The 20160-nt window shown below is 70.1% G+C and carries 14 protein-coding genes; 4 read left to right on the top strand and 10 right to left on the bottom strand.

The window, feature by feature from the left end:
- Window positions 1–58: 58 nt before the first annotated feature.
- Complete coding sequence (locus tag ACTRO_RS31885) at window positions 59–1339, top strand: MGDG synthase family glycosyltransferase (protein ID WP_084316667.1); 1281 nt, start codon at window positions 59–61, stop codon at window positions 1337–1339.
- A complete protein-coding gene (locus ACTRO_RS31880) occupies window positions 1336–2106 on the top strand; it encodes a polysaccharide deacetylase family protein (protein WP_051451703.1) in 771 nt (256 codons plus the stop codon). The genes ACTRO_RS31885 and ACTRO_RS31880 overlap by 4 nt, the downstream gene beginning before the upstream one ends.
- 79 nt (window positions 2107–2185) lie before the next feature.
- Here the strand turns inward: ACTRO_RS31880 and ACTRO_RS31875 are convergent, their stop codons facing one another.
- Window positions 2186–2545 carry a thioredoxin family protein gene (locus tag ACTRO_RS31875; protein ID WP_034269103.1) on the bottom strand — a complete coding sequence of 120 codons (360 nt, stop codon included), beginning with the start codon at window positions 2543–2545 and terminating at the stop codon, window positions 2186–2188.
- Between the two features lie 455 nt (window positions 2546–3000).
- On the opposite strand from ACTRO_RS31875, the gene ACTRO_RS31870 reads away from it, so the two are divergent.
- Window positions 3001–3798: a hypothetical protein gene (locus tag ACTRO_RS31870; RefSeq protein WP_034269100.1), complete on the top strand. Its 798-nt coding sequence runs from the start codon at window positions 3001–3003 to the stop codon at window positions 3796–3798.
- 220 nt (window positions 3799–4018) lie between these two features.
- On the top strand, window positions 4019–6493 hold the full coding sequence (locus ACTRO_RS31865) for a glycosyltransferase family 39 protein (protein ID WP_211244477.1): 2475 nt from the start codon (window positions 4019–4021) through the stop codon (window positions 6491–6493).
- Window positions 6494–6740: 247 nt separating this feature from the next.
- On the opposite strand, the gene ACTRO_RS31860 is transcribed toward ACTRO_RS31865, so the two are convergent.
- From ACTRO_RS31860 to ACTRO_RS31815, 9 genes are all read right to left on the bottom strand, one after another.
- The gene (locus ACTRO_RS31860) at window positions 6741–7715 is read right to left on the bottom strand and encodes a pirin family protein (protein ID WP_034269097.1); all 975 of its coding nucleotides are present in this window, start codon (window positions 7713–7715) and stop codon (window positions 6741–6743) included.
- A 487-nt stretch (window positions 7716–8202) separates the two neighbouring features.
- Window positions 8203–9051: a sulfurtransferase gene (locus ACTRO_RS31855; RefSeq protein WP_034269095.1), complete on the bottom strand. Its 849-nt coding sequence runs from the start codon at window positions 9049–9051 to the stop codon at window positions 8203–8205.
- A gap of 242 nt (window positions 9052–9293) precedes the next feature.
- Complete coding sequence (locus ACTRO_RS31850) at window positions 9294–10091, bottom strand: tyrosine-protein phosphatase (protein WP_051451701.1); 798 nt, start codon at window positions 10089–10091, stop codon at window positions 9294–9296.
- A gap of 80 nt (window positions 10092–10171) precedes the next feature.
- Window positions 10172–12118, bottom strand: coding sequence for an arginine--tRNA ligase (argS, locus tag ACTRO_RS31845; protein ID WP_034269092.1), 1947 nt, complete (start codon window positions 12116–12118; stop codon window positions 10172–10174).
- A 240-nt stretch (window positions 12119–12358) separates the two neighbouring features.
- On the bottom strand, window positions 12359–13381 hold the full coding sequence (locus ACTRO_RS31840) for a ketopantoate reductase family protein (RefSeq protein ID WP_084316665.1): 1023 nt from the start codon (window positions 13379–13381) through the stop codon (window positions 12359–12361).
- A gap of 475 nt (window positions 13382–13856) precedes the next feature.
- Window positions 13857–14372, bottom strand: coding sequence for a DinB family protein (locus ACTRO_RS31830; RefSeq protein WP_051451700.1), 516 nt, complete (start codon window positions 14370–14372; stop codon window positions 13857–13859).
- 50 nt (window positions 14373–14422) lie between these two features.
- Window positions 14423–14854: a GNAT family N-acetyltransferase gene (locus ACTRO_RS31825; protein WP_034269086.1), complete on the bottom strand. Its 432-nt coding sequence runs from the start codon at window positions 14852–14854 to the stop codon at window positions 14423–14425.
- A 194-nt stretch (window positions 14855–15048) separates the two neighbouring features.
- Window positions 15049–16077 (bottom strand): LacI family DNA-binding transcriptional regulator, encoded by a 1029-nt coding sequence (locus ACTRO_RS31820; RefSeq protein WP_034269083.1) that lies wholly within the window; start codon window positions 16075–16077, stop codon window positions 15049–15051.
- A 433-nt stretch (window positions 16078–16510) separates the two neighbouring features.
- Entirely contained in the window at window positions 16511–19888 is a 3378-nt protein-coding gene (locus tag ACTRO_RS31815) for a lectin (protein ID WP_051451699.1), read from the bottom strand.
- Window positions 19889–20160 lie beyond the last annotated feature (272 nt).

Below are 20160 nucleotides of genomic sequence, written 5' to 3'. Positions count from 1 at the left end.
TCCACCCGCTACTTTGGCGTCTGCGCCGTCGGCCCCCGACTTGTCGTCGGCAGACCCGATGACGACGGAGGAAACCGTGGGCCGACGAATACGCGCTGCCGTGCCGCAGGTTGTGCGGCCGGGCGCGGGGCGGGCGGTGGTCTTCTCGGCGAGTGTGGGCGCGGGTCACGACGCCGCCGCGAACGAGCTCGCGCGGCGCCTGCGCGGAGCGGGCCTCGAGGTGGAACGGCACGACTTCCTCGACCAGTTGCCGGGGCCGCTGGGGCGGCTGATCTGCGACTCCTATCACAATATGCTGCTGACGGCGCCGTGGACCTATCAAGCGCTCTACGGCGCGCTCGATCGCTCACGGGCTCTGTCGCTGCAGGTGTCGCTGATCTCAGCACTCTCCATGCGCCGGATGACGGAGGCGATCGGCACCGACGCGCGGGTGGTCGTCTCGACGTATCCGCTGGCCAGCCAGGTGCTGGGCCGCATGCGGGCGAGCGGACGGCTCGACGTCCCGGTCGTGACGTACCTGACGGACTATTCGGTGCACCGGCTGTGGGTGGGCGAGGGCGTGGACGCGCACACCGCGGTGCACGACGTCGCGGCCGGGCAGGCCCGGGCGCTCGGCGCGTCGCAAGTGGTGACCGTGGACCCGGCCGTGGATCCACGATTCGTGCGGCGCTGCCCGGATTCGCGCGCCCAGGCGAGGGAGCGCATGGGGCTGCCCCCGCACGGACGCTTGGCGCTGCTGGTGGGCGGCTCGTGGGGCATCGGCGAGATCGACGAGACCGTGCGGGATATCGCTGCCACCGGCCTGGCGGACTGCGTGGTGGTGTGCGGCCGCAACGAGGAGCTCCGGCGCCGGCTGGCCGAGCAGGGGGTCAAGCACGTCTACGGCTGGGTCGAGGACATGCCGAGCCTGATGCACGCCGCAGATGTGTTGGTGCAGAACGCCGGTGGTATGTCCGTATACGAGGCGCGCGCCTGCGGCCTGCCGGTCGTGACGTACCGGACGCTGCCGGGCCACGGGGAGACCAACGCGCAGGCGCTCGACGAGGCAGGCGCGGCCCGCTGGATCACCGATGCGGCTGACCTGCGAGGCGCGCTGCAGAAGGCTTTCGCTCAGGCCACGCCGGGGCCGGTGCCGGACTTCGCGGCCGATCCCGTTACCGTGATCCTCGGAGTAGCACCGCGTCGAACGACGGTCGGCCTCGGAGCCGAAGCGGCAGGTTCGGATGCCCGACTGCCGCGGCAACAGGAACGCCGCTCGCGGGCGTCGCGGTTCGGCCGGTTCGCACAGGGTGCGGCCGACAAGGTCGGCCGAGAGAACGAGACGAGAGGTGCCGCGTGAGCAAGCTCGCGACGTTGGCCAAGTACACGGCCGGCCTGGCCGCCGCGGGAGCGGTGGCGCACGCAGCGCCGAGCGTCACCAGCCTCGGCCCGGTCCGAGCCACCCTCTGGCCGCGGCTGACCGGCATCGGCGACCGCGGGCACGTCGCGCTCACCTTCGACGACGGGCCGGACCCGGCGTCGACCCCGTTGTTCCTCGCGGCCCTCGACGAGGCCGGCGTGAAGGCCACCTTCTTCCTGCTCGGCGAGATGGTGCAGAAGGCGCCGTGGCTGGCCCGGGAGATCGCGGACGCCGGACACGAGGTGGCCTTGCACGGCTGGGCGCACCGCGCCCACGTGGCGGTACCGCCCGCGCAGACGTTCCGGGACCTGCGGCAGGGACGCGACGAGGTGGCGAGCGCCATCGGCCGCGCACCCGAGTGGTACCGGCCGCCGTACGGCGTGGCGACCGCGGCGACGTTCTCGGCGTGTCGCAAGCTCGGCCTGCGGCCGGTGCTGTGGAGCGCCTGGGGCCGGGACTGGACGGCGAAGGCGACGCCGGAGTCGGTCTTCCAGACGGTGGCCAAGGACTTGCGGGGCGGGGGCACCGTGCTGCTGCACGACTCCGACTGCACCTCGAAGCCGGAGTCGTGGCGCGCCACGCTCGGCGCGCTCCCGCTGCTGCTGGCTCACTGCGCCGAGCAGGGCTGGCGGGTCGGGCCGCTCCGCGAGCACCGGCTCACCGAGGACAGCGCCACCCGCCCGAGTCTCGCCGCAGCTCGAGACTGAGAGCCGCCATGTCGGCGGTCCTGCGCCTCAGCAGGACCGCGGACGGCGGGTTGGCGGCTCGGCAGCAGCCGCCGGCTGCTCAGTCGGCGATGCCGGCTTCGCGCTTGACCTGGTCCATGTCGAGGTCGCGCGCCTGCTGGATCAGATCCTCGAAGGCGGGTTCGGGCAGCGCGCCCGCCTGGGCGTAGAGCACCACACGGTCCCGGATCACGAGCAGCGTCGGGATCGCCGAGACGTTGAAGGTGGCGGCCAGATCCGGGTGCGTCTGCGTGTCGACCTTCCCGAACAGGATGTCCGGATTCTTCTCCGAGACGCGTTCGAACACCGGCGCGAACTGCTTGCACGGCCCGCACCACGAAGCCCAGAAGTCGACGACGGTGATGCCGTCCCGGTCGGTGTTCTCCTCGAAGTTGGCGGGGGTCAGTTCCTGCGTCGCCATCGGGTTTCCTCCTGTCGATTGCCTCCAGCCTAATCGCAGGCCGCGCTCACGGACCAGCGCACAGGCTGGCGGCGGACGGATGGTGGGAGCTTTTGCGCAAAGGCTTGCGACAGCCGGTGCGGCAGCGACGTCCGGGGATCCGTGCCGTATGTGGAGAGCGTCATACGGACGGGACACGTGAGCGGGCGCGGCGGGTTCTGGCGAGTCGAGTGCGTACAGCCGGGTATGCGCAACACCGCGACTCGAGGAGGAAGGGCAGCACGAGTGGGTGACGGCCCAGACGTAGGGGGCGGGCACAAGTGGCCGACCGGGGGCGGCGGACGTGCTCGTAAGACGCTACAGTCGGTTGCACGGAGCCGACCCAAGGTGATCATCGAGGAGTTTCAGTGCCCGTGCTCGCGCCCGCTCCCACCTCCCGGCGAACAGCCACGGTCCCACGGCAACGGGGGGTACGGATGACTACCGAGCCGCAGCCCGCACCCACGGGGAACAGGGGCTGGCGCGGCTTCGCTCGCCGCGCGTGGGAGGAGAGCCGGGACCTCGAGCTGATGCACCGCGCGCTCGGCTTCGCGGCCCTCGGGCTGGTCACGCTGATCCCGCTGCTGCTCGTGGTCTCGGCGGCGGACCCGGTGGGCGGACGGGCGTTTCCGTCCTGGCTGGCGGCGGCCCTCGGCCTGTCCGATCGCGCGGCGCAGGAGCTCATCCCCGTCTTCGGCCCTCCCGGGCAGGCGCTCTCGGCGACCACGGCGCTCGGCCTCGCCGGCCTCGCCGCGTTCGGGCTCTCCTTCGTCTCGGCCATCCAGGTCGGCTTCGAGCGAATCTGGGCCCTGCCACCGGCCCGTCTCATGAGCGTATGGCGGCGCGTGGTCTGGCTCGCCGCGCTGATCGGATTCCTCCTGGCGGCCGCGGACACCAGCCTGCTTCCGTACGGCACATGGTCGCGCACGCTGCTGCAGACGGCGGTGGCGACCGCGGGCTCATCGGCCTTCTTCTGGTGGACCGCCAGGTTCCTGCTGGCCGGCCGGGTCGGCTGGCTGCTGCTCCTGCCCGGGGCGATGCTGACGGCTGCCGGCCTCGTGGGCCTGCGCCTGTTCTCCGCGATCGTGTTCTCCCCGCTCGTCGTCTCGAGCGCCGCCGCGTATGGCGCGATCGGCACCGTCGTGGTGCTCGTGTCCTGGCTGATCGGCATCGGTTTCGTGGTGTTCGGCGGCGGCCTGATGGGCCGTCTGCTGATGGAGCACACTGCGGTATGACGATCACTCCACTGCTCCAAGCGGTGGAAGTTCATGATTTTGCTTGCATAGTCTTCCAGTCTCGTCGGACGATGGATCCCAGGCCCCGGTGAGGGCGGCGTTCGACGGCGGAAACTGACGACTTTTCACCCGAATCGACGATCGGCAGAGCTGATACTCCCTCACTATGATTGGTTACTCTTTGCGTTGATCAGATCGCGACGGGTGAAGGGAGCGGGGGATGGCGCAGTCCACCACGGACGGCGAGTTGGACCCGGTGGCGACCTCTGGCGGCTCAGCCGCCATCGAGGCGGCCACGGGGCTCACGGCTGCAGCAGTCACGAAGACACCGACCACAGAGACAGACGCGTCCGGCAAAGCCGCCGAATACCCGGCAGCCCGAAGGGCGGGGCTCGAGGGTGGAGCCCTGGAAGGCAGGGCGAGCGAGCAGACGGCCATCGGCGCCACGGGTTCGGCGGGCAATGCCTCCGCCGCGGTCAAGCGGACCGAGCCGGGGGCGCCCCAGCACGGGGTGATGAAGCGCGCGGCGACCCAGTCCGCGGCCACCGGGCCGCGCGCCGTCAAAGCAAGGGCCACAGGAGCCAAACCGACCGCTGACGGCAGGTCAGCCTCGTACGGACGCACGGGCAAGCTGATCCCAGCTGATGCTCATTCATCCGTTCGCCACGTCAGGCCGTCATCCGGCGGCGCCCAAGGCAGGCTTCGCTCCTGGTGGGGGGCCTTCCCTGCGTGGGAACGCCGCGCTCTCACCGTCATCGTCCTGTTCGCGGGAGCCATGTACGGCTGGGAGGCGGCGCACGCGACGTACCACGGCTTCTATGCGGTGGCCGTCAAGTCGATGACCACGGGCTGGCGCGCGTTCGTCTTCGGGGCCTTGGATCCGAATGCCTCGATCACGATCGACAAGATCCCCGGGTTCCTGTGGCCGCAGGCATTGAGCGCCATGGTGTTCGGCTTCCACCCGTGGTCGCTCGCGCTGCCGCAGGGGGTCGAAGGCCTGGTGACCGTCCTGGCCCTGCACGCGGCCGTGCGCCGCTGGCTCGGCCCGAAGACCGGAATGTGCGCTGCCGCGATCTTCGCGCTGACGCCGGTGGTCGCCTCGCTGTTCGGGAAGGTGCTCGAGGATGCCGCGCTGACCTGTCTGCTGGTGCTCGCCGCAGCGGCGTGGCAACGAGCCGTGGAGACCGGCCGGCTGCGCTCCTTGGTCTTCTGCGGCGTCTGGGTCGGCCTGGCCTTTCAAGCGAAGATGCTGCAATCCTGGGCTGTCCTGCCCGCATTCGCGCTCGCGTACCTGATCGCCGCCCCACCGCGCCTCCTGGTCCGGCTGCGGCACACGCTCGTGGCAGGGGCGGTCTGCCTGGTGGTCTCGCTGTCCTGGGTGATCATCGCGACCCTGACACCCGCGGGCGACCGGCCCTACGTCGACGGGTCGACGAACAACAGCGCCGCTGCGATGGTGTTCGGCTACAACGGCCTGGCCCGCTTCGGATCGGTCGGCGTATCGGCCGCCGGCACCGGCAGCGTGGCAGCGAACCAGGGCACGCACTTCGGCGGATCGTCTTCAGGCTGGTGGAAGCTCTTCCAGCACGAACTGGCCTCACAGGTCGGGTGGCTCTATCCGGTCGCGCTCGCCGGAATCGCGTTCGCGCTCTGGCGCCGTGGTCGCGGCCGCACCGATGTGGTGCGCGCAGGTGCACTGATGTGGACGGGCTGGTTGCTGATGACGGGCCTCGCCATGTCGGCGGGCAGCGTGCCGCACTCCACCTACGTGGTCGCCCTCGCGCCCCCGCTCGCGGCGCTCGCGGCGTACGGGCTCGTGCATGCCGTGCAGCTGTACCGGGCGCCGCGGAGGACGCGCGACCGACTCATTCTGCCCGTGCTGACCGGCGTCACGCTCACGTGGTCGGTGTATCTGAGCGCCGCGTTCCCGCGCTTCCTCCCCGGAATCGCGCTGCCGCTCTCGGCCGCCGCGGTGACGGTGGTGGCGCTGGCACTGGTCGTGGGTCGAGCCACCGGTCGGCGCAGCGGCATGACACGTTGGTCCGCAGGGCTCTGCTGCGCCCTGATGCTCGCCGTCCCGGCAGCGTGGTCGGTATCAGTGTTCGACCCTGCCTACGCGGGTAGTTCCGGCAATGCCAACGCGGGCGGATACCAGGGAGGCATGCACTTCGGGCCCAGAAAGGGGGTGCAGACCCGCCTGGGCGGCCGGTCGACCCCGGCGATGTTCAATCCGTTCAACCCGCGGACCTCGCTCGACGCCGCGCAGTCGCGCTTGCTGTCGTACCTCACCGATCATCGCGACGGATCCCGGTACCTCGTAGCGACCGAGTCGTGGGGTGTGGCTACGCCCTACATCCTGGCGGACACCGCGTCGGTGTTGCCGATGGGCGGGTTCTCGGGCGATGCGGACTTCCCGCAGCCGCAGCAGTTCCAGGCCATGGTCAGGGCCGGCGAGGTCCATTACGTGCTGCTCACCGGAGGTATGCGCGGTCGCGGCACGCGCTCCCCGAGCACCCGGAGTGCTTCCGGCACGCACGGCGCGAAGCAGACGCGGGCGGCGACCACGGCTCGCGTCACCGACACCTCAGATCTTGCGCGAGTCGCCGCCCTGGTGGCCAAGTCATGCCGACTGGTGCCGGCGGCCGCGTATGGCGCGGTCCAGCAGGAGACCGCGCCCCTGTACCGCTGTGGCTGAACCACAGTGCGCTGATTGACAGCTCAAGAGTGAAAAGAGGCCCTTACTGGCCTCCCCGGGCCCTGTCGCCCGCCGGCGCAGTTCGGCAGCGCTGCCGAACTGCGCCGGCGGACCGCGCGGGCGCCGAGGGCGCCGAGGGCGCCAAGGCCCGCCCAGCCAGCCGAAACGAGGGCGGGCCGGGCCTGCACGGCCCGGCCCGCCCTCGCGGAACACACTGCTCGGATCGCCCGGCTCCCGAAGCCTCGGGTCAGGCGCCGAGGTGCGGCACCGGCTCGGTGGGGATCACGCCGAGCTTGCCTCGCTGGTAGTCCTCGAATGCCTGCATGACCTCCTCCTTCGTGTTCATCACGAAGGGTCCGTAGGCGAAGACGGGCTCCCGGATGGGCTGGCCGCCGAGCAGCAGCACGTCCAGGTTCGGCGTCCGGCTGTCCGGGCGGTCGGTGGCGGCGATCGTCAGGCTGTCGCCGTCCCCGAACACGGCGAGCTGGTGCGCGTCGAGGGGACGCAGGTCGGGGCCGACCGCGCCGCGGCCGCCGAGCACGTAGGCCAGCGCGTTGAAGCGCGGGTTCCACGGCAGCGTCACCTGGGCGCCGGGGCTCAGGGTGGCGTGGACCAGAGTGATCGGGGTGAAGGTGGAGCCCGGCCCGCGGTACTCGCCGACCTCGCCGGCGATCACGCGGATCAGCGCGCCGCCGTCCGGGGTGGTGAGCAGGGTGGCCTGCGGGCCTTCGATGCTCTGGTACTGCGGCGGGTTCCACTTGTTGGCCGCGGGCAGGTTCACCCAGAGCTGGATCCCGTGGAACAGGCCGCCGGACATCACCAGCGACTCCGGCGGGGCCTCGATGTGCAACAGGCCGCTGCCGGCGGTCATCCACTGGGTGTCGCCGTCGGTGATCACACCGCCGCCGCCGTGCGAGTCCTGGTGCACGAAGGTGCCGTCGATCAGGTAGGTCACGGTCTCGAAGCCGCGGTGCGGATGCCAAGGGGTGCCCTTCGGCTCCCCGGCCGCGTACTCCACCTCGCCCATCTGGTCCATGTGGATGAAGGGGTCAAGGGCCTGCTTGGAGACCCCCGCGAAGGCCCGGTAGACCGGGAACCCCTCCCCTTCGAAGCCCTGGGGCGCGCTGGTGATCGCCCGCACCCGGCGCGGCGCGGACACCTGCGGGTCGGGTACGGGAACGCGCGGAAGCTCCAACAGTTTGTCGGTGGTCACGGCGGGCATCTCGGCCTCCTCAGCTAGCGACTGACGCGCCCGCGGCGCGAGCGCTCAGTTAGTTGAACATTAAACCATCGGCTCGCATTCCGCCAGCCGTAGCAGCGGCGGCTGCGGGCGCCGGGCTGCAAGATCAGGCCACAAATGCGCGGCCACCAGGCCTAATGGACCCTCGCCTATCGCATACCCGGGCGGTTGGCCATGTAGCCGACCAGACTTGCGGCGGTCACTCTGGGTAACCCCCGTGCGGCGTAAGCCGCCTCCATCAGCGCGCCTCGCGCCGAGCCGAGGAGAACGCGCTCTCGGCCGCGATGCTCGCTTGGTGCCTGGCTCCTGGCTCAGTGCCTCGCTCCTGGCGGAGTCGGCTTCGAACCCGCGCCTCGTATGCGCGCTTCGCACCCCGCTCCGGCCCGGCCCCAGATCAACATGAGCTGGGCGAGCGATCAGCGGGGGCAGCCGGGGGTCAGCGGGGACCGAGTCGTGCCTGAGATGTACCTCAGGCGCCGGTCGCCACCGGCCGGGTCGGATCGTTGGACCATTGCGACCAGGAACCCGGGAACAACACCGCATCGATGCCCGCGATGGCGAGCGCCGCGACCTGGTGGGCGGCGGTCACGCCGGAGCCGCAGTAGACGGCGACCGCGCTTGGCGTTTCGGCGTCCACGCCGAGGTCGGTGAACCGGGCACGCAGCTCGGCCGCCGAGCGGAACTTTCCCGTCTCGGTCAGGTTCTCAGTGGTCGGCGCGCTCACTGCGCCGGGGATGTGGCCGGCCCGCGGGTCGACCGGCTCCGTCTCGCCGCGGAAGCGCTCGCCCGCGCGGGCGTCGAGGAGCACGCCGTGGTCGGGAAAGTCGGCCGCCTCGTCGATCGAGAGCACCGGGAGTCGCCCAGAAGAGAGCTCGACGTCTCCCGGGGTGGGGCTGGCCGGCGGAGTCTCGAGGCCTTCGAGCGGGTATCCGGCGTCGCTCCAGGCGCGCAGGCCGCCGTCGAGCAAGCGGACGTCGCTCAGGCCGGCCCAACGCAGCAGCCACCAGGCTCTTGCGGCGGCAAGGCCGCCGTTGTCGTCGAGGACGACGACGCAGTCGCCGTCGTGCAGGCCCCAGCGCCGCGCGGCGGCCTGCAGATCCGCGAGCTCGGGCAGCGGGTGGCGGCCGTCGGCGGCGGTGGCCGGCGCGGCGAGGTCGTCATTGAGGGACACGTAGACCGAACCAGGCACTCGGCGAGCGAGGAAGTGCTCGTGTCCGTTCGGGTCGCCGAGAACCCAGCGCACGTCGAGCACGACCGCGCGGGGCTCGTTCTCGAGACGCGCGTGCAGATCCTTGGCGCTGATCAAGATCCCGGTCATCGATGCTCTCCCGCGCGTGCTCAGGGGTCGGTGCTGGTTGCGGAGGCACGCGGGCGCCGGGACGGCGGCCACGATGCCTCGACATGCGTGAGCTTAGCTGAGGCGCCTAGTAACGCGGTGATCTCCCCGGAAGGAGCCCGAGCGGTGGCCCTCGACACGGGGCGCCGATGGATCCCTGACGCACCTTCACTGAGTAGCTGACAGATCAGCAGCTGCGGCCGGAGAGCCGCAGGGCACGGCGGCTAGCCGGTCACCGCCAGTATGGCCTCACGAAAGCGCTCGACATCGAACCCGAGCCCGGTCACCAGAAACTCCTCGACCGACCCGTATCTCGACTCGACCTCCGCGAACGCCGCATCGAGGTAGACGGGTCGCACTTCGATCAGGGGGAGCAGAGACTGGCCCTCCCCCACCATGAGGCGAATCGCCGCCAGGAGCCTGGCTCGCGCCGCGGCCCCGCGGCCAGTGCTCGAACGCTCATTGGTGAGCAGATAATCGGCATAGATATCGGCGCGGTCGACGCCGATGCCGGACAGCACGAGCGCCGCGAGCCAGCCGGTCCGGTCCTTGCCGGCGGTGCAGTGGAACAGCACCGGCTGCCCGGCGCCGGTCATCTCCGCGATCAGGTTGAGAGCAGCAGAGAAGGCGCTTCGGCTTGACTCATCGGCGATGAACTGCTGATACATCTCCACCATGATCTTGACGAGGACCTCCTCGTCGCGCGGCTCGGCGTTGGGGCCGGCACTCACCAGTTCAGCGAGCACCGTCCGAGTGACGTCGGTGGTGGGCAGGTGGGTCCGCGGACCTGCCCAGGGGCCGGCCCCACGGCCCCCCGCCTCGGTCTCGCCACGGAGATCGATCACCATGGCCAGGCCGAGGCCGCGCAGAAGCTCGAGGTCTGCCTCGGTCGCATAGGACAACGCCTCGGACCGCAGCAGCATCCCGGACCGGACCACGCGCCCGTCCCAAGAGCGGTATCCGCCCAGGTCCCGGGCATTGGGCGCGCCGAACAGGCCGAGGTCTCGTCCAGCCTCCGTCATCAAGAGCGCTCCCGTCGTTCCGCGCGTCATCCCTGCTGGCACGACCATACCGGCCGTTGGGCGCCCGGCCTGTCTTGCCGTCAGATCCGCGCGGGCGCGTCGATGCCGAGCAATTCGAGCCCTTGCCGGAGGGTACGCCCGGTCAGGTGCGCCAAGGCCGCCCGGTTCACCCGCTGCCCGTCTGCATCCGCCTTGAGGATCGGGCAGTTCTCCCAGAAGTCACTCCAGGCCTTGGCCACGTCGAACAGATAGGTGCACAGCCGATGGGGCTCGAGGGTTCCGGTCACCTCCTCCACCACCTCGCCGAACTCGTCGAGCGCGAGGATCAGCGCCCGCTCCGCCCGGCTGAGTGGCGCATCGAGAGCAAGTGGCAGTCCCGTCCCGTCGGCGCCGCCGCGCAGCGCTTCAGGCAGCTTGCCGAGCACCGAGTTGACCCGGGCGTGGGCGTACTGCAGGTAGACGCCCGTGCGGCCCTGGGAGGAGACCATCCGGGCCGGATCGAAGACGTAGTCCTTGATCCGCATGTTGGACAGGTCCGCGAACTTGATGGCGCCGATCCCGGCGGCCTGTACGACGCTTTCGAACTCGCCGGGATCGAAATGCGGGCTCCTCTCCTCGAGCGCCTTCCCAGCTTCGGCGACGGCCTTATCGAGCAGATCGACGAGGTGAGGGGTGTCGCCGGACCGCGATCGGAACGGCTTCCCGTCCGCACCGAGCATGGTGCCGAACGCGATGTGGGCCACGTCGACCTCGTCGCCGAGCCAGCCGGTCCGCCGGGCGGCCGAGAACACCATCCTCAGGTGCAAGGCCTGCCTGGAGTCGGTGACGTAGAGGATCCGCTGCGCTTTCAGCTCCTCGACCCGGTACCGAAGCGCGGCGAGGTCGGTGGCGGCATAGCCGTAGCCGCCGTCGGACTTTCTCACCAGCAGCGGCAACGGCTCGCCTTGCGGGTCCTTGAACTCCGCGGAGAAGACACAGAGCGCGCCGTCGGACTCCTTGATCAGGCCCTTCCGGTCGAGCTCGGCGACCACGTCGGCCAGCATGGGGTTGTAGAACGACTCGGGTACGGCGTCGGCGGGAGTCAGCAGGACTCCGAGCCGCCGGTAGATGTCCTGGAACGCGGAGGTGGAGAGCTCGACCAGCTTCGTCCACACCGCCCGCGAGGTCGGTTCCCCGTTCTGGAGTGCCACGACCCGGTTTCTGGCCCGCTCGGCGAAAGCCGGATCCGCCGCGAACTCAGCTGTCGCTGCCTTGTAGACCGCGTCCAGGTCCGCAAGGGTCATCCCGTCGAGGGCAGGGCATGACGGCTGAGGGTCGGCGGCCGTCGCTGCGGCAGGGTCCGGGTCGGGGGCGCCTGTGCTCAGCGTCCCGGGCGTGCTCCCGAGGGCCTCCGGATGCTCCAGCAGGTACTGAATCAACCGGCCGAACTGGGTGCCCCAGTCCCCCAGGTGATTGGCCTTGATCACCTCGGCGCCCGCGTGCGTCAGGATCCTGACCAGTGCGTCGCCGATGACGGTGCTGCGCAGGTGCCCGACGTGTAGTTCTTTGGCGATATTCGGCCCCGAGTAGTCCACCAGGACGTGCGAGCCCGCGAGGGGAACGCCGAAGCCGAGCCGGTCGTCCGCGAGCCGCGCTGCGACGACGGACCACAGGACCCGGTCCGCGACGGTCAGATTGAGGAACCCTGGGCCCGATACCTCGACGGACTCGAAGATCGGGTCCGATACCCCGGCGGAATCGAGAACGCCGCCATCCGCAGCGGTGGAAGAGCCATCCGGCGATTGGCCCTCGGATTCATCGAGTCCGGCATGCGGCGCAACGAGCTCGGCCTTGATCGCCGCGGCCAGTTCCCGCGGGTTCGATCCCGTCCGGTTGGCGAGGTCGAGGGCGATGGCAGCCTGGAAATCGGCCCGCTCCGAGCGGCGAACGGCCGGATCCACGATGTCGAAGTCTCGGGGCGACACGCGCCGCACGGCCTCTGCCGCCCGCATGCTTACCTGGGCCTTCACACCGATTACCTCCGGCATCGCCGGGAACCTCCTCGCCACTGGTCCTGGAGCGGCACCGCGAGACGCGGGGCGCTTGCGACCAGGTTATTCACGCGGCGGCGCGGCCCACACCTGATTATTCAGCGGCCTCAATCGTCCATTCGCCGATGGCTAGGGGCGATGAGCGTGCCAGCGAAGTGCCTGTTGGACGGGGACTCAACGCGGCCGTGGTGCTGGGGTCGTGTGGAGCTGTGGAGCTGACGGGAAGTCCCCGCGCGCTCATGACCAGTTCTCGCCCCTGACGGCGAGGTGCGCGATCACGCCGGTCAGCGTGGGCACAGGGACGTCGCGCAGTGTGGCGGCACGCAGTACTGCGCCTCCGATCGCGTCGAGCTCTATGGCTCGACCGGCCTCGGCGTCGCGCTGCATCGACGACTTGGTGGCGTCCGGCAACGAGCGGTAGAGCCGCACGACGTCCACCAAGTCCACTTGGGCCCCGCTCGCGCGTCCGACGGCGACGACTTCCTCGGCGGCGGCGTACAGCTCGTCGCCGTGCTCGGCACGAATCTGCCCGACCGTCTGGCCGTAGCGCGTGGTCAACAGTGCGATGGGGGCGATGAAGCTGAGTTTCGACCACAGCATCGAGGTTTCGTCGTCGCGGACCCGAACGGCGAAGCCTGCGGCCGCGAAGACGGGCAAGACTGCGGCGAGCCGGGCCGACGGTGCCGTGGCACTTGCGAGGTCGATGTCGGCGAACGGGCTCGAGTGCTCGATGACGCCGGGAGCCAGGCGGGTGGACTCGACGCGGATAGTGGCGGGGGCGACCAGTCCCTCCCCGTAACGGGCTCGCAGAAGAGCAGGATGCTCAACACCGTTGAGGAACGGGACGATCAGGGCATTGTCGAGCGCGCCCGCGTCCAACCGATCCAGCGCTTCGGGCAGCGCAGTGTGCTTGACCGCGATGAGGCACAGGTCCACCGGTTCACGAAGTTGCGTCTCGGCGCGCATTGCGACGGCAAGCTCCCCGAAGCGGCCGCTGCTGACGCGGATCCCCTGCTCCCGCAGCGCCTCCGCGGTTGCGTCGCCGGCGATGCAGACGACGTCATGACCGCTGTGCACCAGCGTGGCAGCGAGGAGGCCCCCCACGCCGCCGGGGCCGAGGATGGCGACTCGCAGCGGCCCATGGATACGGGCAGAACCCCAGGAGTTGGAGGTCTCGGGGTCTGCCGTGGCGGGAGCCGCGGTAGCCACGGTGGGGGTGCGCGCGGCGGCAGTGGCAGTGGCGATGTCAGCTTCCTGCATCCCGTCAGCATACGCGGCGGCCGCGTCTATGCCGGGTACACGAGCATCCAGGGCTCGTCGTGCGGGATTGCCCGGCGTGAGCGGCAAATCGGCTCGCCGGGCGCCTGCGCTCGCCCGCCCTGAAGCAGGCAGCGACGACTGCGGCTGCGGTGCCACCGAACACGATGGCACCCGCCGACCGACGGACTCGGCTCCGCTCAAGCCCTCGGCTGGCGTGCCGCCAGCTCTGCGTGGTCCCGTCGATCAACACGCGCAGGATGCCGGCGTGCCGCCAGCTCTGCGTGGTCCCGTCGATCAACACGCGCAGGATGCCGGCGTGCCGCCAGCTCTGCGTGGTCCCGTCGATCAACACGCGCAGGATGCCGGCGTGCCGCCAGCTCTGCGTGGTCCCGTCGATCAGCTCGCGCAGGATGCCGGCGTGCCGCCAGCTCTGCGTGGTCCCGTCGATCAGCTCGCGCAGGATGCCGGCGTGCCGCTAGCTCTGCGTGGTCCCGTCGATCAGCTCGCGCAGGATGTCGGCGTGGCCGTTGTGCTGCGCGTACTCCTCGATCATGTGGAGCATCACCCAGCGCAGGTCCACCTGACCGATCCTGCGGTGCTCGCCGACGTCGTCGAGGTCGAACTGCTCGTAGATCGCGCGGCTGCGCTCGCAGGCGCGGAGGAAGCGGGCTACGTCCTGCTCGAGCGTGGCATCGTCGTCGAGGAGGAAGTCGCCGTCTCGGCGGTCCGGGAAGCCGAACGGCGCGGGCTCGTCGCTGCCCAGCATCACCGTGACGAACCATACGTGCTCGACCTTGGTCAGGTGCCGGACGAGGCCGTGCAAGGTGTTGAGCGACGGGACGACGCGGCGGGCAGCCTGCTCGTCGTCCAGGCCGTCGATCTTCGCGAGCAGTTCGGCGCGGTGGTAGTCGAGCCACTCGGCCAGGGCGACGCGCTCGGGGGCGACGGGACGCGGGTCGGGAGACGGCTTGAGCGGCGAGGTGAAGGGCATGTCGGTCCAGTTCTAAATAGTTCTATCGGTTCAGCGGCGGGCCGACCGTCTCAGGGGGCGAAGCTCATCAGCATCAGCCGGTCGGGGTCGGGGAACGGGACGAAACCGGCGCGGGCGTAGACCTCGTGCGCGTCGAGAGTCGAGAGCATCACGCGCTTGAGGCGGTAAGGCGCCAGGTAGTCGCGGACGACCGTGGTCAGCCACGTGCCGATGCCCATGCGGCGATGGGCGCGATCGACGTACACGTCACAGAGCCATGCGAAGGTGGCCAGGTCAGTGACGACTCGGGCGAACGCGACTTGGCCGCCCTGCTTGTCGTACACGCCGAAGTTGACCGAGCCCTCGATCGAGCGGTGAACCGTCTCCAGGCTTCGGTTGAGCGCCCAGAAGGCATCGGTGGACAGCCAGCGGTGAACCAGTTCGACATCGAGCCTCTCGGCTTCGGTGGAGATCTCGAAGCCGTCGGCCCTCTGCTCCAACATGTGGCTCCTTCCGCTCGTCGTGACCATGCTCGAGCGTAGCCACCCTTGGCCTCGGGCGCAGCCCAGTACTGCGGCCACGGGCCCCTTCCGCCGCCTCGCGCGCAGCCCAACGCCGCAGCAGCGGCCCCCATCCGCCGCCTCATGCGCAGCCCAGCGCCGCAGCAGCGGCCGGGCCCCTGCTTCCTCGGGTGGGCTCAGGGCGCGGGGACCTCGCCGGAGCCGCGGGGGACGAGGGTCGTCGGGAGGACGATGCGGCGGGGGGCGACGGTGAGGCCGGCCAGACGGTCGAACAGCAGGGTCGCGGCGACGCGGCCGAGACCGGCCGGGTCCTGAGCCACGACGGTCAGGCCGGGGGTGATCAGGTCGGCGAGTTCGAGGTCGTCGAAGCCGACCAGCGCGGGCCGCTCGATCCTTCCGGCGAGTCCGCGCAGCACCGCCATCGTCAACCTGTTGTTTCCGCAGAACAACGCGGTGGCGGCGTTGGGGGCGGCGAGCATGCGGTCCAGGGCCGCGCGGACGGACGGCGGATCGGCGCGGCCCATCTCGATCAGGCGCTCGTCCGCTTCTATGCCCGCGTCCGCCAGGGCCCTGCGGTAGCCGTTGAGGCGTTCGCGGGCGGTGTAGATCGACGGGTCGTCGCCCAGGTAGCCGATGCGGCGGTGGCCGCGGTCGAGGAGGTGGTGCACGCCGGCCCGGGCTCCGCCGAAGTTGTCGGCGAGGACGGCGTCCGCGGCCAGGTTGATCGGCGGGCGGTCGGCGAACACGACCGGGACGCCGACGCTGATCTCGTGGCGCAGGTAGGAGTGGTCGGTGGCGGCCGGCACGATCACCAGGCCGTCGACCCGGCGCGAGCACAAGGCCAGCGCGAGTTCCTGCTCACGGTCCGGGTCGTCGTCGCAGGACCCTGTGAGCAGCAGGCAGTTGTGGGAGCGCACGACCTGCTCCACGGCCCGGGTGAGCACCGAGTAGAACGGGTCCGCCACGTCCTCGAGGATCAGGCCTATGCCGGCGGCGCGGCCGGTGCGCAGCTGCCGGGCCGAGTCGTTGCGGCGGAAGCCTAGTTCGGCGATGGACCGGGAGACGCGCTCGGCGGTGGACGGCAGGACGCCGGCCTCGCCGTTGACGACGCGCGAGACCGTCTTGAGGCTTACGCCGGCGTGGGCGGCGACGTCGTTCATCGTCGCCCTTCCGGAGCGCCCGGTCGCGTCGACCGCACGGGGCATGTGCTGCTCCTTTCAGCGTGCTCAGCCAGCCAACCATGAAAGCTCGGCGCTTTCGCGTTCTCCCGCCCGGTGGCGGCGGTCCGCGGGACCGAAGCGGACCCGGCCGTGAGGCGGAAACCGGTTCAGCCGCGGAGCGGAGGCGGATCCGGCCGCTGGGCTCGCGCCCTGGCGGCCGGATCGTGCGCCGTTGCGCACACCCTAGGTCATATGACTGAGGATGGGCTGCTCAGCCTGGCCATTTTCCGTCGATCGGGCGCTGGAAGCGTCGACCGGACTGTCCGACGTACTTCAGACGGCGAGGCAGGACCGAGTCGGGCGGCCGGCGGCCGACGGAAGGTTTCAGGGCGGTCGCCCCGGCGCCGGTGCGCGTTGCGCGACGCGCCATCCGCCATGGACGACCCGTCGCGCGCCGCGTCACGCGTTCATCGCAGGGTCATGGCAGCGTCCAGTTCTGGGCACCGGTGCTGTTGCAGGTGTAGATCTGCAGCTGCGTGCCCGCGGTGGTGGTGGAGCCCGGGTCGTCCAGGCACTTGCCGGACTGCGGGTTGATCAGGGAGTTGCCGGCGCCGGCCTGCCATTGCTGTGCGCCGGTGTTGTTGCAGGTCCACCACTGGACGACGGTCCCGTTGGCGGTTCCGCTGTTGCTCACGTCGAGGCAGCCGCCGTTGATCTGGATGGTGCCGTTCGTCGCGATGGTCCACTGCTGCGTGGAGCCTCCGTTGCAGCCGTAGATCTGCACGTGCGTGCCGTTGGTGGTGCCGCCGCCGCTGTCGTCGAGGCACAGGCCGCCGAGGACGCCACTGGAGACGCCCGAGTAGACCGCGCCGACGGCGGGTGAGGCCGCGGAGGTGAACCCGAGCGCGAAGACGTGCAGGGCGCCGCTGGCGACGTTGCTGGGCAGTCGCACGCTGGCGACCGTCTTGCCGGATGCCAGGTTCATCGGCTTGGTGGCGAAGACGTAGGTCTTCGTGGCGTCGGAGGAGTTGCCCGCGTGGTTGCGGTACGTGGTGGTGATGGCGGTGGTGTCGGATGCCGCAACCGCTGATCCGCCGCCGCCGAGGGTCCAGTCGCTGAAGGTGATCGGCACGCTCTGGGTACTGCCGTCGGTGTAGGTGACGACTGCAGCGCCGGTGGAGGGCCCGTTGCTCGCGGAGCCGAGGAACGAGATCGCTCCGGATCCGCTGGCGGTCACGGTTTGGCCGTTGGCCAGGTAGTTGTCCAGCGAGCCTGCCGCGGGACCGGGCCAGGTGAAGTTGACGCCGTTGGCGCTGACGGTGGAGCCGGGGTTCACGCCGGCGGCGCTCAGGGCGGTGGCCGAGTAGCTGTAGCCGCCGCCGTCGAAGTTCGCCGCGGAGGCGGCGGAGTCGGCCGAGACGCCGATGTCGGTGTAGGTCGGGTTGCCCGCGTAGGAGGGCGGGGCCTCGTTCGAGGCGGCGGCCCAGGAGGTGTTGGCCGTGGAGCCGAGGGTGAAGTTGAGCGTGCCGCCGGAGGTGATGGCGGCGCCCGGGACGTAGGCGTTGTTCCACGCCGTCCCGTTCCAGGTGGCGGACTGTACGTACGGGGAGCCGTCGGCCGCGCCGTTGCCGTTGATCGTCAGGGTGTTGCCGCTGGGCAGCGTGAGCACGATCTGGGTGAACAGCGGGGAGCCGAGGGCCAGGTCGGAGGTGCCCGGGGTCTCCGGGTACATGCCGAGTGCGGACCAGACGTACCAGGCGCTCATCTCGCCGAGGTCGTCGTTTCCGGCCAGGCCGCCGGGGGCGTCGGTCCAGATCTGGTCCTGGACTTGGCGCACGACGTGCTGGGTCTGGTACGGCTCGCCGGTGTAGTCGTACTCCCACGGGATGTCGAGCGCGGGCTCGTTGCCGAGGTCGGTGTAGCCGTTGGCTCCGGTGAGCGAGGAGAGCACGGTGTTGAGATACGTGTTCATCGTGCTGTTGCCGCCCATGGCGGTGGCCAGGCCGTGCAGGTTGAACGGGACCATCAGCGTGTACTGCCAGCCGTCTTCCTCGACGAAGTTCGAGGTCGAGGTCGGGTTGAAGCCGGAGGTCCAGGTGCCGCTGTAGTCGCGCGGCTGGACGAACCCGCTGTTGTGGTCGTAGATGTTCTGCCAGTCCTGGGCCCGGTTGGCGAACGCGGTCTGGTCGGAGCCGTCGCCGAGCGCTCCGGCGAAGGCGGAGATGGCGAAGTCGGCGCTGTTGTACTCGAGGGTGGTCGCGGCGGCGCCGTAGAAGTTGCAACAGCCGTAGCTGCCGTTCGTGGGCAGGTAGCCGAGTTGCTCGAGGTAGGTCAGGCCGGGCCGGTTGTTGTTGGCCGTGGTGGCTTCCGCGATCATGTCAGTGAGCGCAGTCGAGGTGTCGAAGTTGCGCGCTCCGAAGGCGTAGTACTCGGCGAGGATCTCGTCGGCCGGGTCGCCGACCATCACGTACGTCTCGCCGTTGTCCTCGGACCACTTCGGGAAGCGGCCGGTCTGCTTGTAGTCGTCGATCATCGACTGGGCCGTGTCGGAGGCAGCTTGCGGGTCGGTGAGCGCTTCGAGTTGTGCTTGGGAGCGGTAGATGTCCCAGCCGGAGTAGTTGGCGTAGGCGGCGGAGTGGCCCGAGTCGACGGTCTGCACGCTGCCGTTGAAGCCGTAGTACTGGCCGTTGACGTCGCTGATGATGTTCGGGTGCAGCAACGCGTGGTAGAGCGCGGTGTAGAACACGGCCTGCTGGGCGGCGGTGCCCCCGGACGTCTGCACCTTGCCGAGCAGGGTGTTCCAGGAGGCCTGCGCGGCGGATTCGGTGCTGGAGAAGTTCCAGTTCGGGTTCTCGGTGGCGCGGTTCTGCACGGCGTTGGCGATCGAGACGTAGGAGACGCCGACCTTGGCGAGCACCGTCTGGTTCGAGGTGGTGTTGAAGGTGACGTATCCGTCGTTGGCCGCGGTGTTCGGGGTGACGGCGTCGGACTTGGCGGTGGCCGTCTTACCGTGCAGGGCAGGGTGGTTCTTCGCCTCGGGCGTGGTGGAGGACTGGGCGGTGGCCGTCGACGGGGTCGTGGCCGCCACGGCCTGGCTGCCGTTGGAGGCGAACGACTGGTTGAAGACCATGTCGAAGTAGACGGTGTAGCTGTTGCCCCCGCCGCAGAAGTTCCCGCTGGTGGCCTGGCCGCTGACTTCGGTGTTGCTCACGACGTTGAACTGGGTGTTGGAGTCCCCGTTCTGGCTGGCGTTGAGCTTGAAGATCAGGTTGGCCTGGGTGGTGGACGGGAACGTGAACGAGGCCATTCCGGAGCGCGGGGTCACGGTCAGCTGGGTGGTGACCCCGTTGGACAGGGCGACGGAGTAGTAGCCGGGTGAGGCGGTCTCGTTGGAGTGCGAGAAGGAGTCGGTGGCGCCGGTGTTGACGCTGCCGACGGTCGGCAGGACGGGCACGTCGCCTTCGGCCCCGCAGCCGGGGCCGGACAGGTGGGTGAGGCTGAAGCCGGTGATCGAGGAGTCGCTGTAGGCGTAGCCGCCGCCGTCCGGGCGGGAGGGCGTGTCCGGGCTCCACTGGACCATGCCGTAGGGCACGTCGGCGCCCGGGAAGTCGTTGGCCGAGTTGGCGGTGCCGATGAACGGGTTGACGAGCGAGGCCGGGCTCGTCACCAGCGCGGGGTGGGCGGGAGCGGCGTGGGCTGCGGGGGCGGCGGCCAACGCGAGCGCGGTGACGGATGCGGCGAGGGCGGCGGTGAGCCGCCGACGGGTACGGGCCGGGAACGGCGGGTGCGTGGGGGTGCCGGCTCCGGGCCGCGAGGGCGTGCCGAAGCTGCTGCTCGGGTGATCGTTTCGTGCCATGGTGCGGGGTCGCTCCTTCCTCGCCGCACGCGCGGGTGGGTCCGCGGGCGGCGATAAAACGGGATGAGGAGGTGCGCGCTGCACAGGCGGCAAGCGATGACAACGTTGTCTCTGGATTGGGTGTGTGTCAAGAGAATTGATACGAAGTCAGGTTCCGGAACTTCGCGGCGCTGGTTGCGGGCGGCGCGAAGAAAAGGCGACGGCCGGCGTCGAGCGGGGTCGGCGTGGCAGACGATAAAAAGCGGGCAAAACAACGCGGCAGAACCTTCAGT

This window comes from Actinospica robiniae DSM 44927, assembly GCF_000504285.1.
In the GTDB taxonomy this organism is placed as follows: Bacteria; Actinomycetota; Actinomycetes; order Streptomycetales; family Catenulisporaceae; genus Actinospica; species Actinospica robiniae.
This window is presented reverse-complemented; position numbering and strand designations above follow the sequence as displayed.